Below are 14,225 nucleotides of genomic sequence, written 5' to 3' on the forward strand. Positions count from 1 at the left end.
TCGTTATGACTGAGTAACAGTCTTGGTTTGAGAGCCAGTTGATTTAAGCTTATTTCGGCGCTCTACCTCGTCGTAAACGCCTTTGTCAAACAACATCAGTAGAGTCGGTAGGAAGATGAAATCCACAACAAGGGCAATAAAGATGACAATGGCACTCAGCTGTCCCATATCGGCATTTAAACGGAAGCTCGACATCGCCAGAACAGAGAAACCAGCAACAAGCACGACCGTCGTAATCCAAAGTGCGCGCCCCACGGTACGAAAGGCGTAGCGAACCGCTTGCTCCGCACTGTGGCCATCTTTACGAGCGTGTTGATATTTAGAAAGAAAGTGAACGGCGTCATCGACAACAACACCAAGCGTTAATGTCACAACGACAGACAATCCCAAGTTAATCTCGCCAGAAACCAGCGCCCAAATACCAAAACCAATAAGCGCAGGAGCAATATTCGGGACAAGACTAATTAAGCCAAGCTTGAACGAACGCAAGGCAAAGATCAGTAATGCAGAGATTAGGACAAGAGTAATGGGCAAGGTTGACAGCATGCTGGCCATATTCGTTTCACCAATATGCGCAAACATCAATGAAGGACTAGACGCAACAACATCATATTGAGGCGCGTTTTCGTTAAACCATTGGTAAATGCGATTTTCCAAATCAACAAGCTCGACGCTGCCCAAGTTCTCCACGGTGAGAACCATCTTGATCGACGACTTATCTACATTGATTTGGTTGTTCAAATCTAAACCATACGGTAGTGACATTTCATAAAGCAGCAGATATTGAGCCGCTAATTCTCTGTCTTGAGGGAGCGAGTAATAAGCCTGATCATCTCCATGCATGTTCTTGTTTAGGCGCTTATAAACATCGCTCAAGGTCGCAACATGGTCCGTTTCTGGCTGCAACCTTAGCCAGTCAGTAAATTTACCCACGGAATTGAGAAAATTAGGATCGGCAATGCCCTGCGATTCGTTGGTTTTTATCGCGATACTGATGTTCGCCATGCCACTGATTCGCTCTTCCATAAAATCAGCCGCTCGGCGAAATTCATTGCTATGGCCAAAGTACTCGACGGATTCATCATTGACTTTGTTCAGCGGAATCAAGCTCGCACTCACGACAATAACAAGCACCGACAACGGCAATAACGCATGTCGCTTTGACACCACGAAATCTCCTAAATGATCCATAAAGTGCTTTCTTTCATCAGAAGTATCCGACTTCACCGTAACCGGAAGGATATTAAGCAAGGCGGGAAGTAACGTGATGGAAAGGAAACAAGCAACCATGACGCCAAGGGCTGATAGGTTGCCGAAATCTCTCAGGATTGGAGAATCCGACATATTCATCATTAAAAAGCCGATCGCGGTGGTAATGGAGGTAATCAAGATAGGCATGAAATTGAGCGCAATACTTCGCTCAATAGAGTGGGCTTTACTAAAGCCGTTTTGCATAGACTGACGCATTGTCGCGATGATGTGTACACAGTCTGCGACGGCAAGCGTCATCACCAAGGTAGGCACATTAACAGTCGCCGTGCTTAAGAACATACCAGCCCATCCTGACAAGCCCATTGTAACCATAACCGAGCCGATAATAACGATGAGCGTCGCGATGACGCTAAGCAATGAGCGCAACATGATGGTCAGAAACACCAATATCACTAGTAACATAGTAGGCACTAATGTTGCGCTATCATCTTGGGCTGCGGTCATAAACGCGTAGTTCATTGCAATAATTCCAGCCTTATGGAATTCCGTGTCTGGGTACACTTGCTGATAACGCTCAATCATTCCGTTTATGTAAGCAACCACCTCTTGTACTTCAGCAGTTTTATCTATTTCAGGGAGTTGGACCGTAATGTTTACGACCGTGACATCTCCTTTTTCAGAAATCAGTGAACTTTTCAAAACCGGCTCACTCAACGCAATACTTTTGACTTTCTCTATTCGTTGAGGTGTCAATTCATATTCGCTATACAGTAAATCTTCGACAAGAAGATCGTCTTCAAACGCTTCGGTATGCTGGTAGTTGGCGAGGGAATCAACGCGGGTCGAGTATGGAACTTGCCACGCCTCGTCAGTGATCTGCTGAATAAGAGATAATGTGCTAGGAGTAAAAACAGTGCCGCTCTTTGGCGCTATAACCAAAGCAAGACTGTCAGATTTTGCAAAGGTGGTTTGAATTTCATCAAACGCAAGTAACTGCTCATTTGTTCCATCAAAGAAGATGTCGTAATCTCCTCTAAAGTAAAGATTTTTTCCTCCAATGGTTGCTATGACAATCAATAAAACGGTAGCAAGCATCACCAATACACTGTAATTCGTTGGTAGCTTACCCCACCCTGAACGGGCGTATTGTTGAACGTTGTGATGTGGCATCACACTCTCCTTTTGTGACGTTTCGTCAAATTTAAAAACTAAAAAAACAGCAAATGCTGTAAATAACCAGACAAACTCGACATGCAAACTTTAGATCGAATGAATTTGGCTACATAAGTCAGTTTTTAGTAACTTCCTATGCTTCTCGTGATCATTGGCTGAACGCCAACCCTCGAGATTTAATGACGATTCGTCACAATAGTGCGATAAAAAAGCCAACCATAACGTCAGATTGGCCTTTCCAGTTTATTAGCGATTCACTGACTCTAAATAAGCAAGCTCTTCACTAAATAACTCCTGCTCCACTCGACGCCAGGTTTTACGGTAGTCCCATTCTGTAGATAAAGGCGACCAACCTAAACCATCAAGTAACATATTCGCGTTGTGCAGTACTGAGAATGGGTCTTGAATTCGCTGAATACATCGACTGTTCGATGCATTTTGCGCCAAAGCGTTTGAACCGAATGCAATAGACCAGTTGGCGAATACAATAGCATCAGAACCAATTGCGGGAGAAAACTTAAGATCACCACATTCTACCGCATTGTTCACCAGCGCATCAGCACCATCTATTACTTGTTCTTCCAAGTTATTCAGTTCATTCACACGTTTAGGCGAAGCCTTCTCTAAAACCCAAGGCGTCTTTGCAACAATCGCACAAGTTGATAGTACTGGCTCCATACGAGCGTAAATACGATAACCTACATGCATCGCAATGATTTTTTCTCTGGTATTGCCATTAAATTTGGCGGTACGTTCGAAAAATATTGCTTCGCTTTTCAGCGAATGAATACAAAGCGCAAGAATCACATCTTCTTTGCTGCAAAAATGATTGTAGATCGTCCCTTTAGAATAAGGGCTTGACGCTGTAAGCTTGTCCATCGTTAAGTTGGCAAAGCCTTGCTCTTGAACTAAAGACTTAGCCAATTGAATAAGCTCTATCTCACGATCAGCAATCGCCTGTTGCTTTTTTGTTAGCCCTGAAGACACACGACATCCGTCTTGCTTGCTATATTTTTTACAGCGAAAGTTAAACATAATCCTTTGATCCGTATACCAACACACTCCCAATAATTGTAACACGATTCTTTAATACAGGAACGCAACTAAAGTTGACGAACCGTCATAAATGACACTTCGTCATAATAGATCAAAAAACAAACATTTCAAGTATGAATTTATAATTAGAAGATAAATAGCTACCAATTATGCATACCCAAGTAGCTACAGGATGCTTGGTTCAACGAGAATGGTTTCTTTGTAGAGGAAGCGAGAGAGGCTTTGGGAGGAACAACGAAGGAAATCAGCATGTTAAAAATAACGAAAGTAGATGCTGAACAGGTATTATTCGAAATAAGCCCAACACACTTTAAGTCTGAATTAAGAGCAAACACCGCTGAATGCCCTACTTACAAAGTATTTGCTGTCTTAGGCTTTTTCTTTTGCAACGCCCTTTCAGAAACTCTCTTCAAAAAAGGCTCAAAATCTATATAGATAGGCTTGGCTTATCACCTGCAGCTGCGATGGCATAACGAATATCATCAATAAATCGCCCCTCTGTCTCAATAATGCCGTCAGAGAATGTGACTGGCTGATGTGGCCCAGCAAGTAGAACAATATTAGTAAAATCAGAGACATTAAAGTTCTCTGCTACAACATTTTTGGAATGAAAATCAATGACGGTCTTTGCAACTTGATCTTCCAGTAACAAAAGCTGTTCTTCAGTAATTTTCATACGCGCCAAAGCAACGCGAACACACTTATCGTGGGTAGTCGTCTGCTCTTTTATGATTTCGGTATATTTGTCGTTGAGCTTGGAGTTCTCTGCATAGCTATAATATAAAGGCCCGTGCAGCGTTATATTTTTATCTTCATCAACGTAAACGAGATCCAACAACTCTAATGCTTTTAAGTAATCAGACATGCTCTGCTCAGACAAGTCATACTTTTTCTTTAAAATAGAATAACCGTCTTTACCTCGAAGCATTCTCAATTCACGATAAAAGTCGTAAAGGTGAGGGAATTGAAAGAATACCTCATCCTGCGTACGACTAAAGTAATCCTCGTCTTCACCTTGCAATTGATTTGCGAGCTTTTGTAGTTCATCTAACGTGCAATCAACCGCTCTACAATATTCCAGCAACTTATCTAAAGCGAGATTCGTGCTTGTAAGATGTCTCTTAAAGGTAGACAGTGGCATACCCATTTTCTCAGATAGCTCTCGATATGTTAGCCCTTTGGTTTTAATCGCTTGGCGTAATGCGGCTAGCAAGTATTCGGGAGTCAGATCTCTCATCTACAATTCCTTTTGGCAATGTTACAGCTGTATAGTATTTGTAACAATTTAGAACCGCTTGGCAAGGTATAAGTTCATATTTTTATAAGAAAAACATGAATTAATATACTGAAAGGAGAATTCACACAACAAATGAAAAATTCAATATGAATTCAATTTCATTATAGATATAAAATAATATGCAAAATAAAAGTAAAGCAATCACTCTAAATTGTCGTGATTAATTTTAATAGTAACGTAAAGTTGAGAATATAAACCTATTCGCTCTACAAAAATCTAGAATAATTAACCTAAAAGGAACAGAACGGTAAATGCATAATAATTCACCGCTCTCTATTGGCATTTTTGCAATGCTATTCAAGTAGACTAGTTCGCTAATTTCACCGCAGTACCAAATGCCAAAATTTCCGAAGAACCATCTACGATTGAGCTTGTGGTAAATCGAATCCCTACAATTGCATCGGCACCTTTAGACTCAGCGTCCGCCACCATGCGCTGTATAGCAATATCACGCGCGTCGGTCATCATTTCCGTGTAACCACGAATTTCGCCGCCAACAATGCTCTTGATACCCGCCATGAGGTCACGGCCAATATGTTTTGATTGAACAACATTACCAGTTACAACCCCTCTGATTTCAGAGATCTGCTTGCCAGGAATGCTTTCGGTCGTTGTGTAGATCATTTTTAATCCCTTATAAACGTAAAAATTTATACCCAAGCTACCTTATAACTAACATAAGATGCTAACCAATAAATTGAGAAGACTGATAAACAATACTCTAAATAGCCAAGCTAAAAGTCATTTGGGTATAAATTTTAGCAATAAAAAAGGAGAGCTAATGCTCTCCTTCTCTTAATCCTAAACTGCTAATTAAAGAGCAGCTTTCGCTTTTTCAACTAGAACTGCAAATGCAGCTTTGTCGAATACTGCGATGTCCGCAAGGATCTTACGGTCGATCTCGATAGATGCTTTCTTAAGACCGTTGATGAAACGGCTGTAAGATAGACCATTTTGACGAGATGCCGCATTGATACGTGCAATCCATAGTTGACGGAATTGACGTTTCTTAGCGCGACGGTCACGGTAAGCGTATTGACCAGCTTTAGTAACTGCTTGGAAAGCTACGCGGTAAACACGTGAACGCGCACCGTAGTAACCTTTAGCTTGTTTTAGAACTTTCTTATGACGTGCACGAGCTTGTACACCACGTTTTACGCGAGGCATTATGCTTCTCCTAAACTAAACGATTGATAACTAAAAAGAATTAAGCGTATGGCAACATACGGATTACTGCAGCCACTTCACATTTTGGAAGGATTGCATTCGGACGTAGTTGACGCTTGTTCTTAGTAGTACGCTTAGTCAGGATGTGACGTTTTGTAGCGTGCTTGTACTTAATACCACCAGCAGTTTTCTTAAAACGCTTAGCAGCACCTTTGTTGGTTTTCATCTTAGGCATGATGAATAACTCCGCATTGAGTAGGTTTAATAAACAACGTAATTAGGGCGAACAAAACCCAGCCATATGCCTTTATATAAAGGAAAGCGGCTAGGTTTTAATTACTTGATGAGCCGTTAATTACTTCTTTTTAGGGGCTAGCACCATGATCATCTGGCGACCTTCAATCTTCTTAGGGAAAGATTCAACTACAGCAATTTCTGCAGTATCTTCCTTAAGACGATTTAGAACGTCAACACCGATGTCTTGGTGTGCCATCTCTCGGCCACGGAAGCGAATTGTTACTTTCACTTTGTTGCCTTCTTCAAGGAAACGCGTCAGGTTGCGTAGTTTTACCTGATAGTCTCCAATATCAGTTCCAGGACGGAATTTTACTTCCTTGATCTGGACCTGCTTTTGCTTCTTCTTCTGCTCTTTAGCAGTTTTGCTCTTCTCGAAGAGGAACTTACCATAGTCCATCACACGACAAACAGGTGGCTCGGCGTTAGGACTGATCTCAACGAGATCCATACCAGCTTCTTCAGCAGCTGCAATGGCTTCTTGAATCGATACAACACCAACTGATTCACCGTCAGCGCCTGTTAGTCGAACTTCACGAATACCACGAATTTCACCGTTGATACGGTGCGGGTTTTGTTTTACCGGCTGTTGGCCACGTCTTCCGCCTTTAATAGCTTATTCCTCCAGATTGAGCTTACGGCTAGAGATCTCGTCTTGGATGTATGCAATAAAATCATCCACTTTAAATTTACCAAGATCTTTACCTTTACGAGTACGCACTGCAATTTCGCCAGCTTCCATTTCTTGGTCACCAACAACAAGCATATACGGTACACGCTTCAAAGTATGTTCGCGGATTTTAAAGCCAATCTTCTCATTTCTCAAGTCCGCTTTAGCTCTAATTCCACTTTTTTGTAGTTTTTGTACTATTTCTTGAACATAACCTGACTGTTTATCAGTAATGTTCATAAGAACTGCTTGTTCTGGCGCCAACCAAGTTGGGAAGAAACCAGCATATTCTTCGATAAGGATACCGATGAAGCGCTCTAGTGAACCTAGAATCGCACGGTGAATCATTACCGGTACAAGACGTTCATTGTTTTCACCTACATAAGTTGCACCTAAGCGACCTGGTAGGTTGAAGTCTAGCTGGACAGTACCACACTGCCACGCACGGTCTAGACAATCGTATAGTGTGAATTCAATCTTAGGACCGTAGAACGCACCCTCGCCTTCTTGAATTTCGTATGGGATATCCATCGATTCAAGAGACTGCTTCAATGCTTCTTCAGATTGATCCCAGATTTCATCTGAACCTACACGTTTCTCTGGACGAGTAGACAGTTTCACTACGATGTTGTCGAAACCAAATGTTTGGTACGTATCGTACACCATCTTGATACAGTTTGTTACTTCTTCTTGAATTTGGCTCTCAGTACAGAAAATGTGAGCGTCATCCTGAGTAAAGCCACGTACACGCATAATACCGTGTAGTGCACCAGATGGTTCGTTACGGTGACATGAGCCAAACTCAGCCATACGTAGCGGTAGGTCGCGGTACGATTTTAGACCTTGGTTGAAGATCTGTACGTGACCTGGACAGTTCATTGGCTTAATCGCGTATTCACGGTTCTCAGAAGAAGTTGTGAACATTGCATCAGCGTATTTGTCCCAGTGCCCAGAGCGTTCCCAAAGAACACGGTCCATCATAAGTGGACCTTTCACTTCTTGGTAACCGTACTCATCTAGCTTAGCGCGGATGAATACTTCTAGATCACGGAAGATAGACCAACCATTGTGATGCCAGAACACCATACCCGGTGCTTCTTGCTGCATGTGGAATAGGTCTAGTTGCTTACCAATCTTACGGTGATCACGCTTCGCCGCTTCTTCTAGGCGAGTTAGGTGCGCTTTCAGTGCTTTCTTGTCGTGGAAAGCCGTACCGTAGATACGTTGAAGCATTTTGTTGTCGCTGTTACCACGCCAGTAAGCACCTGCAACATTCAGCAAAGTGAAGTGTTGACAGAAGCTCATGTTAGGAACGTGAGGACCACGACACATGTCGATGTATTCTTCATGGTGGTAAAGGCCTGGACGATCATCACGAGATACGTTTTCGTCTAGGATTTCCACTTTGTATGGTTCGCCACGTGATTCAAACGTATCACGCGCTTCCTGCCAGCTTACTTTTTTCTTAACCACTTCGTACTTGGTTTTCGCTAGCTCTTTCATACGCTTTTCAATCTTTTCAAGATCTTCTTGCGTTAAAGATTCGTCTAAGTCGATATCGTAGTAGAAGCCATTGTCGATGGTTGGACCGATCGCCATTTTAGCTTGAGGGTAAAGCTGCTTAAGAGCGTGACCAAGAAGGTGAGCACAAGAGTGACGAACGATTTCTAGACCGTCTACTTCATCTTTAACTGTGATGATTTCAAGGCTTGCGTCTTCTTCAATTAGATCACACGCATCAACGCGGTTACCGTTTACACGACCAGCGATAGTTGCTTTTGCAAGACCAGGACCGATCGATTGCGCAACTTCCATAGTAGAAACTGGGTTGTCAAATTGACGCTGACTGCCGTCAGGAAGAGTAATAATAGGCATGCTATGTCCTTTACAGTGGTGTTGCACACCAAGCAACACATGTTATTCAAATTAGAAGCTATTTGTTGAAAATAGTTGAGAGTCAATAAAGGCCTCTCGGTAACACGAATACCGGACCGTTATCGAAAATGGGATTGTACCTAGCTCACATTTAGAATGCAAAGCGCGATTTTGTTTTGTCATAAGAACTTAACCGCAGACCCGTCACGACAATCTGATCATGCTTTTTTAAGAGACCGCATAGCTGATGAATGGAATTGCCCCTCAATGAACTTACACAACAAATTACAATATCCCCTATTACGTGTGAAGCGATACAAAGCCTAACACGCTGGGCGAGAGCTCAACGTGCGATTTAGGTATATAGTTGTTTTATAGAGTAGTTTGTATGTAGGTAGTCATCATGGTCTATTTCAAATCGCGCTTTATGGTGCTTCTAAGCACCTCGATATGTTCTTTGCAAGCCTTCGCATCAAATGACTTATATGGCCCGCTGCGTTCTTACGCACAATCCCCAATGCAAGTGGTTAGTCACACCAACATACTACGTTCAGGACACAGTCTGCCCTCTGGTTTTGTCGAAGCCTATGGTTCGGGAACCGTGGCAAGTGTTTGGGCTCATACTGATGAATACGCACTGGATTATTACCACAATCAAATCGAATTAGGCAGCAAATGGCAAGTCAGCAACCGTTGGCAGTGGGAGCTCAACTATCGATGGGTCTTTGCCGCTGACAACCATTTTGATGGACTGACGAAAAGCTTCCATAAACTTTTCGGTATCGGACAAAATGGGCGGGATAAAGTAGACAGAGATCGTTTTTACATTTCAATGCCGCAATATGATGTGCTTGAAGATGATTTCGAAGGACAAACACTGGCCAATAACCTATCTACTTACTTACAGTATCAAGTATTCCAAAATGAACATCACGGCCTATCGATTGGCGGCAGTTTGTATTTTAACGATGTGGCTCACGGCACTTTTCAAGGTAGCAGTTTCGAGCAAGGCTTCCAATTAAACTACAGCTACTTAAGTGATGCTCATGCATTTTATTCGATGATTGGCATGACTTTTCGCTCGGATGACCGTGCCTTGCTCGATCTGCCCTATCGACATAATACGATTGCCATTGCGGGTGGGTACCGTTATGCCTTAGAAGATAACCATCACCTGATGTTGGAATATCATTGGTATCAAGGCTCAACAGAAGGGCCCACAGAGTTTGCTGATGCCTCTAATGAACTGGTATTGGGCTATCGATATCTAATGGAAAATTCAGCGCTTGAGTTTTTAGCCGTAGAGAACGCAAGAAACATGGATAACAGTACCGATATCGCTTTCACAATAGGATATCGGTACATATTTTCATCAAGTTGATGAGAGCTATAGATTTAGCGTTGGTGCAACTGCGGCAGCGACTTGAGCATCGGTTGCATTGATCGGCAACGTAAACGAGCGATATTGGTCACCAGCCAAGCTGAGCGAACGGTCAATCTCTGCCAAACAATGCATGACCTGCCCTTCCAGAATAAAAGAGAGCTCAATTTCTTTTGATGAGATAAAGCCGCTGTTACGGAACTCTAGCTCTTGATAAATACCAGAGCGAGAGGCAAACGAGCCACCGCGCAAAAAGCCTTTTTCAACATCGGCTTTAACCATAGTGAAGCCAGCTTGCTCGATCGCTTGAATAACCCGAGATGCTACTGGTAGTGGTTTCACTTCAATATAGTCACGGTCACGCGGGTCAATCGCAAAATCAATATCTAACGTCGTCTCGACCCAAACATGACATTGATTCTTAAGTGCGCTAACCGCAGTAATTGGCGTTTCATCATGCAGTTTTAGCTCAAACGGAACCTGCTTTTCTTCATCAGGTTGAATCACAAAAGGGTCAACTGCTTTCAATTGATCAATAGTGAAGGTTTGGTAACTTACGCTATCATCCACTTCGACTTTCATTTCCGTGTTCAATTTAATCGTAATAGCATCAATTTGTTGTTCGACATCTCCGCCTTTGATATGAACATGCCCTTTCAGCGTCGCTCCTTGAAACACGCTCATTTCGTCCAAAATGGTATCTACTTTTGCAGAGCCGATCCCCAGTGATGCTTTCAATTTTTTAAACATACTTTTCCTTTTTTAGCGATTTTTCTTCTAATAATCGTTTGTTTACACAATTGTTTTCTGCTGTGCAAGCAATAGACCACGAGAAAATGTTTGAATTCAATCATCAATCCAAATAATGCTCAGCGGCAAGAGTCATTCATCTCTTCAATAGGATTGCTCGGTCACTAAGCGGTACATTCGTCGAGAAATGTTTGCAATTTGTACCTAAATTAAGCAGTATTTGTATAGTCAAATAAAGGGAGATCATTATGTCTGCACCACTCTACATTCAAATTAAACAATTTATCCTGGATAAAATTGATGCTGGAGAGTGGGTAGTTGGTCATCGCATCGCCACCGAGATTGAGCTTACCGAGCAATTTGGTGTCAGTAGAATGACAGTGAACAAAGCAATTCGGGATTTAGTAAATGAGGGCCGATTACAACGTCGCCCACGCTTAGGCACGTTCGTGTGTGATCCTGGTGAAAAGTCAGAATCTCCCCTGCTAGACATTCGAAACATTGCCGAAGAAGTCAGCGGTAGAGGGCGAAAGTATGGCAGTAAAGTGCTCAAACAGATTGCCATAAAAGCAGATGACAACATTGCGACAAAACTCGGCGTTATGCTAGGTACGACAGTGTTTTACAGTGAAATTATTCACTATGAAGACCAAACGCCGATTCAATTGGAGCTCCGCTGGGTGAATAGCCAATATGCCCCGAGTTATTTAAATCAAGACTTCACACAAATCACTCCAAATCAATATCTGTCAGATAATTGCCCACTCAGCGCGATAGAACATACTGTAGAGGCAATTGTGCCTGAAAGCCGTATTAAGCAAGACTTAAAAATGCAAGCCAATGAACCTTGCCTTCTCTTGAATCGCAGAACGTGGAGCCAAGATAAGTTAGTCAGTACCGCCCTACTTTATCACCCTGGTAACAAATATAAGCTGAGCTCAAAAGTGCTCATTTAAGGACAAGATTTGTCCTCTAGATCTACGTTTTGATCACATTTTAGCAACATCAATCTTGTCAGTATTCTTATTTTGCTCTATTTATTTGTATATACATTTAATGATACAAATAAACACAGGGACACAAACATGGATTTGCTGATTGAAAACGCACGTCTAGTTACCATGCAATCGGGAGAGTGCGGATACCTTCCAACGCCTCCAGCGCGCATTGGTATTCAATCTGGAAAAATCGTTGCGATCAGTACTTGTGCCATTGGTGAAGACGCGCCACAAACCGAGTCCCTGTTGTCTGCCCAACATTACCCTCAGAGTATCGATCTTCAAGGCAAGTTAGTTCTGCCAGGTTTGATCGACTGCCACACTCATCTTATTTACGCGGGCAATCGTGCCAACGAATTTGAAATGCGCTTAAACGGCGTGCCATATCAAGAAATTTCCAAACAAGGCGGTGGGATACTTTCAACGGTGCATGCGACGCGTTCAGCAACCGAAGCGCAATTAGTTGAGTTAGCGTTGCCACGTTTAGACGGGCTACTCGCGAGCGGCGTCACTTCTGTCGAAGTGAAATCAGGCTACGGATTGACACTGAATGATGAAATAAAAATGCTCCGTGCAGCCAAAATGCTTGAACAAGAGCGCAAAGTTAAAATCACCACTACACTTCTCGCCGCTCACGCCATTCCGCCAGAGTTCCAAGGTCGTGCAGATGATTATATTGAGCACATTTGTCAGGACATAATCCCTGTTGTCGCAAAGGAAGAATTAGCTACGAGTGTCGATGTTTTTTGTGAATCGATTGGTTTCAATCTTGAACAAACAGAAAAAGTGTTTGTAGCTGCAAAACGCCACGGCTTAAAGGTTAAAGGGCATACTGAGCAACTTTCTAATCTCGGTGGTACAGCCCTCACTGCGCAATACAACGGTCTGTCAGCGGATCACATCGAGTTTTTAGATGAGCAAGGTGTTAAAGCACTTGCTCGATCAAACACTGTCGCCACTCTATTGCCTGGCGCTTTTTATTTTCTAAGAGAAACTCAGTTACCACCGATTGAGTTGTTGAGAGAGCATAACGTGCCGATGGCAATTGCTACGGACGTCAACCCAGGTACATCACCATTTTCTGATCTCACACTCATGCTGAATATGGCGTGCACACTATTTCGCCTTACACCGCAAGAAGCACTGCGTGGTGTAACGCAACATGCAGCCAAAGCTCTGGGTTATCAAAACTCACGTGGCGAAATCAAAGTAGGGTTTGATGCGGACTTCTCTATCTGGGATATCGAAAGCCCTGCGGATTTAAGCTATCAAGTCGGAGCAAAACGTCTGGTAGGTCGTATAGTAAATGGTGAATACATTTCACACGGAGGCCAATAATATGTCTCAATTCGACCTACACTCTCCCCTATTTCATTGGCAAGGCCGTCATGATGCCGAGGACGGCAAGCTTGGTCAGCGAATTCATCACGTTGTTCAACGCCAAAAAGCAGATGAGTTGAGTGCCGTTGCGCATGGCGTCTCATTACTCGGTTTTGCTACAGACGCTGGCGTTGCGAGAAACAAAGGACGCATTGGCGCGAAAAAAGCGCCAGACTTAATCCGACGAGCACTCGCTAATTTAGCATGGCACCAAGACGCCCCACTATATGACTTAGGTACTGTGGTGTGTGAAGACGACTTACTGGAAGAGAGCCAAGCTCTATGTGCAGCAACCATTTCAAGCGCACTGCCCCATACGCCAGTCATCGTGCTAGGTGGTGGGCATGAGATTGCGTGGGCCTCGTTTTCCGGCTTAGCGGAATATTTTAAAGCGCACCATCCAGAGAAGAAGCCTAAAATCGGCATTATTAATTTCGATGCGCATTTCGATTTGCGCGCATTTGAGAGCAACCTCACCGACATAAGACCGAGCTCTGGTACACCCTTCAACCAAATTCATCATTTTTGTCAACGTAACGATTGGGACTTTCATTACGCTTGTATTGGTGTAAGCCGTAGTAGCAACACTAAAGCGCTATTTGAAAAAGCAGATGCGTTAAATGTTTGGTATGTAGAGGACAATCAGCTCTGCTACTTAAACCACAGTTATCACTTAACTCAGCTTCAGCATTTTATTGACGACTGTGACTACCTCTATTTGACCATTGATCTAGATGTATTTCCTGCCGCAACCGCACCTGGAGTCAGCGCACCAGCAGCTCGGGGAGTGAGTTACGACACTATTGCACCCTTTTTAGAGCGAATTCTTCATTACAAAAATAAGCTAATGCTGGCTGATATCGCCGAATACAACCCAAATTATGACGTCGATAGTCAAACTGCACGATTAGCTGCCCGTTTGTGTTGGGATATCGCCAACGCAATGGCGGAAAAACAGCACAAACCATAATG

At 43.0% G+C, this 14,225-nt stretch carries 14 protein-coding genes; 5 read left to right on the top strand and 9 right to left on the bottom strand.

Going from position 1 to position 14,225, the window contains the following annotated elements:
* Positions 1 to 3: 3 nt before the first annotated feature.
* Positions 4 to 2,382, bottom strand: coding sequence for an RND family transporter (locus tag L3V37_RS05245; protein ID WP_237305957.1), 2,379 nt, complete (start codon positions 2,380 to 2,382; stop codon positions 4 to 6).
* A gap of 249 nt (positions 2,383 to 2,631) precedes the next feature.
* Positions 2,632 to 3,420, bottom strand: coding sequence for a TetR/AcrR family transcriptional regulator (locus L3V37_RS05250; RefSeq protein WP_005377913.1), 789 nt, complete (start codon positions 3,418 to 3,420; stop codon positions 2,632 to 2,634).
* Between the two features lie 270 nt (positions 3,421 to 3,690).
* On the opposite strand from L3V37_RS05250, the gene L3V37_RS05255 reads away from it, so the two are divergent.
* Positions 3,691 to 3,876, top strand: a complete 186-nt coding sequence (locus tag L3V37_RS05255; RefSeq protein ID WP_031780965.1) for a hypothetical protein — start codon at positions 3,691 to 3,693, stop codon at positions 3,874 to 3,876.
* Here the strand turns inward: L3V37_RS05255 and L3V37_RS05260 are convergent.
* The 6 genes from L3V37_RS05260 to thrS form a co-directional block, all read right to left on the bottom strand.
* On the bottom strand, positions 3,869 to 4,678 hold the full coding sequence (locus L3V37_RS05260) for a helix-turn-helix domain-containing protein (protein WP_005385480.1): 810 nt from the start codon (positions 4,676 to 4,678) through the stop codon (positions 3,869 to 3,871). The two genes, L3V37_RS05255 and L3V37_RS05260, sit on opposite strands and share 8 nt — an antisense overlap.
* A 366-nt stretch (positions 4,679 to 5,044) precedes the next feature.
* Positions 5,045 to 5,362, bottom strand: a complete 318-nt coding sequence (locus L3V37_RS05265) for a heavy metal-binding domain-containing protein (RefSeq protein ID WP_130546017.1) — start codon at positions 5,360 to 5,362, stop codon at positions 5,045 to 5,047.
* Positions 5,363 to 5,551: 189 nt separating this feature from the next.
* Positions 5,552 to 5,905, bottom strand: a complete 354-nt coding sequence (gene rplT / locus L3V37_RS05270; protein WP_004727974.1) for a 50S ribosomal protein L20 — start codon at positions 5,903 to 5,905, stop codon at positions 5,552 to 5,554.
* Positions 5,906 to 5,945: 40 nt separating this feature from the next.
* Positions 5,946 to 6,140: a 50S ribosomal protein L35 gene (gene rpmI, locus L3V37_RS05275; protein ID WP_005377932.1), complete on the bottom strand. Its 195-nt coding sequence runs from the start codon at positions 6,138 to 6,140 to the stop codon at positions 5,946 to 5,948.
* Between the two features lie 120 nt (positions 6,141 to 6,260).
* Positions 6,261 to 6,812: a translation initiation factor IF-3 gene (infC, locus tag L3V37_RS05280; RefSeq protein ID WP_080276913.1), complete on the bottom strand. Its 552-nt coding sequence runs from the start codon at positions 6,810 to 6,812 to the stop codon at positions 6,261 to 6,263.
* Between the two features lie 3 nt (positions 6,813 to 6,815).
* Positions 6,816 to 8,744: a threonine--tRNA ligase gene (gene thrS, locus L3V37_RS05285; protein ID WP_005395892.1), complete on the bottom strand. Its 1,929-nt coding sequence runs from the start codon at positions 8,742 to 8,744 to the stop codon at positions 6,816 to 6,818.
* 403 nt (positions 8,745 to 9,147) lie between these two features.
* Between thrS and L3V37_RS05290 the strand changes: the two genes are divergently transcribed.
* The gene (locus L3V37_RS05290) at positions 9,148 to 10,125 is read left to right on the top strand and encodes a DUF3187 family protein (RefSeq protein WP_237305958.1); all 978 of its coding nucleotides are present in this window, start codon (positions 9,148 to 9,150) and stop codon (positions 10,123 to 10,125) included.
* Positions 10,126 to 10,131: 6 nt separating this feature from the next.
* Here the strand turns inward: L3V37_RS05290 and L3V37_RS05295 are convergent, their stop codons facing one another.
* Entirely contained in the window at positions 10,132 to 10,875 is a 744-nt protein-coding gene (locus L3V37_RS05295; RefSeq protein ID WP_130546015.1) for a sporulation protein, read from the bottom strand.
* A gap of 248 nt (positions 10,876 to 11,123) precedes the next feature.
* Here L3V37_RS05295 and hutC point away from each other — a divergent pair, with 248 nt between their 5' ends.
* The 3 genes from hutC to hutG all read left to right on the top strand — a co-directional run bounded on the left by hutC (position 11,124) and on the right by hutG (position 14,223).
* Positions 11,124 to 11,831 (top strand): histidine utilization repressor, encoded by a 708-nt coding sequence (hutC, locus tag L3V37_RS05300; protein ID WP_237305959.1) that lies wholly within the window; start codon positions 11,124 to 11,126, stop codon positions 11,829 to 11,831.
* Between the two features lie 129 nt (positions 11,832 to 11,960).
* Positions 11,961 to 13,211: an imidazolonepropionase gene (gene hutI / locus L3V37_RS05305; RefSeq protein ID WP_169628417.1), complete on the top strand. Its 1,251-nt coding sequence runs from the start codon at positions 11,961 to 11,963 to the stop codon at positions 13,209 to 13,211.
* A 1-nt stretch (position 13,212) separates the two neighbouring features.
* On the top strand, positions 13,213 to 14,223 hold the full coding sequence (gene hutG / locus L3V37_RS05310; protein WP_047100717.1) for a formimidoylglutamase: 1,011 nt from the start codon (positions 13,213 to 13,215) through the stop codon (positions 14,221 to 14,223).
* Positions 14,224 to 14,225: the final 2 nt, after the last annotated feature.

Source organism: Vibrio sp. D54 (genome assembly GCF_021728075.1).
Lineage (GTDB): Bacteria > Pseudomonadota > Gammaproteobacteria > Enterobacterales > Vibrionaceae > Vibrio > Vibrio alginolyticus.

Excerpts from the sequence above, each read along its gene's own strand:
- L3V37_RS05245 (WP_237305957.1), bottom strand. The coding sequence starts at position 2,382 with ATGCCACATCACAACGTTCAACAATACGCCCGTTCAGGGTGGGGTAAG.
- L3V37_RS05250 (WP_005377913.1), bottom strand. The coding sequence starts at position 3,420 with ATGTTTAACTTTCGCTGTAAAAAATATAGCAAGCAAGACGGATGTCGT.
- L3V37_RS05255 (WP_031780965.1), top strand. The coding sequence starts at position 3,691 with ATGTTAAAAATAACGAAAGTAGATGCTGAACAGGTATTATTCGAAATA.
- L3V37_RS05260 (WP_005385480.1), bottom strand. The coding sequence starts at position 4,678 with ATGAGAGATCTGACTCCCGAATACTTGCTAGCCGCATTACGCCAAGCG.
- L3V37_RS05265 (WP_130546017.1), bottom strand. The coding sequence starts at position 5,362 with ATGATCTACACAACGACCGAAAGCATTCCTGGCAAGCAGATCTCTGAA.
- rplT (WP_004727974.1), bottom strand. The coding sequence starts at position 5,905 with ATGCCTCGCGTAAAACGTGGTGTACAAGCTCGTGCACGTCATAAGAAA.
- rpmI (WP_005377932.1), bottom strand. The coding sequence starts at position 6,140 with ATGCCTAAGATGAAAACCAACAAAGGTGCTGCTAAGCGTTTTAAGAAA.
- thrS (WP_005395892.1), bottom strand. The coding sequence starts at position 8,744 with ATGCCTATTATTACTCTTCCTGACGGCAGTCAGCGTCAATTTGACAAC.
- L3V37_RS05290 (WP_237305958.1), top strand. The coding sequence starts at position 9,148 with ATGGTCTATTTCAAATCGCGCTTTATGGTGCTTCTAAGCACCTCGATA.
- L3V37_RS05295 (WP_130546015.1), bottom strand. The coding sequence starts at position 10,875 with ATGTTTAAAAAATTGAAAGCATCACTGGGGATCGGCTCTGCAAAAGTA.
- hutC (WP_237305959.1), top strand. The coding sequence starts at position 11,124 with ATGTCTGCACCACTCTACATTCAAATTAAACAATTTATCCTGGATAAA.
- hutI (WP_169628417.1), top strand. The coding sequence starts at position 11,961 with ATGGATTTGCTGATTGAAAACGCACGTCTAGTTACCATGCAATCGGGA.
- hutG (WP_047100717.1), top strand. The coding sequence starts at position 13,213 with ATGTCTCAATTCGACCTACACTCTCCCCTATTTCATTGGCAAGGCCGT.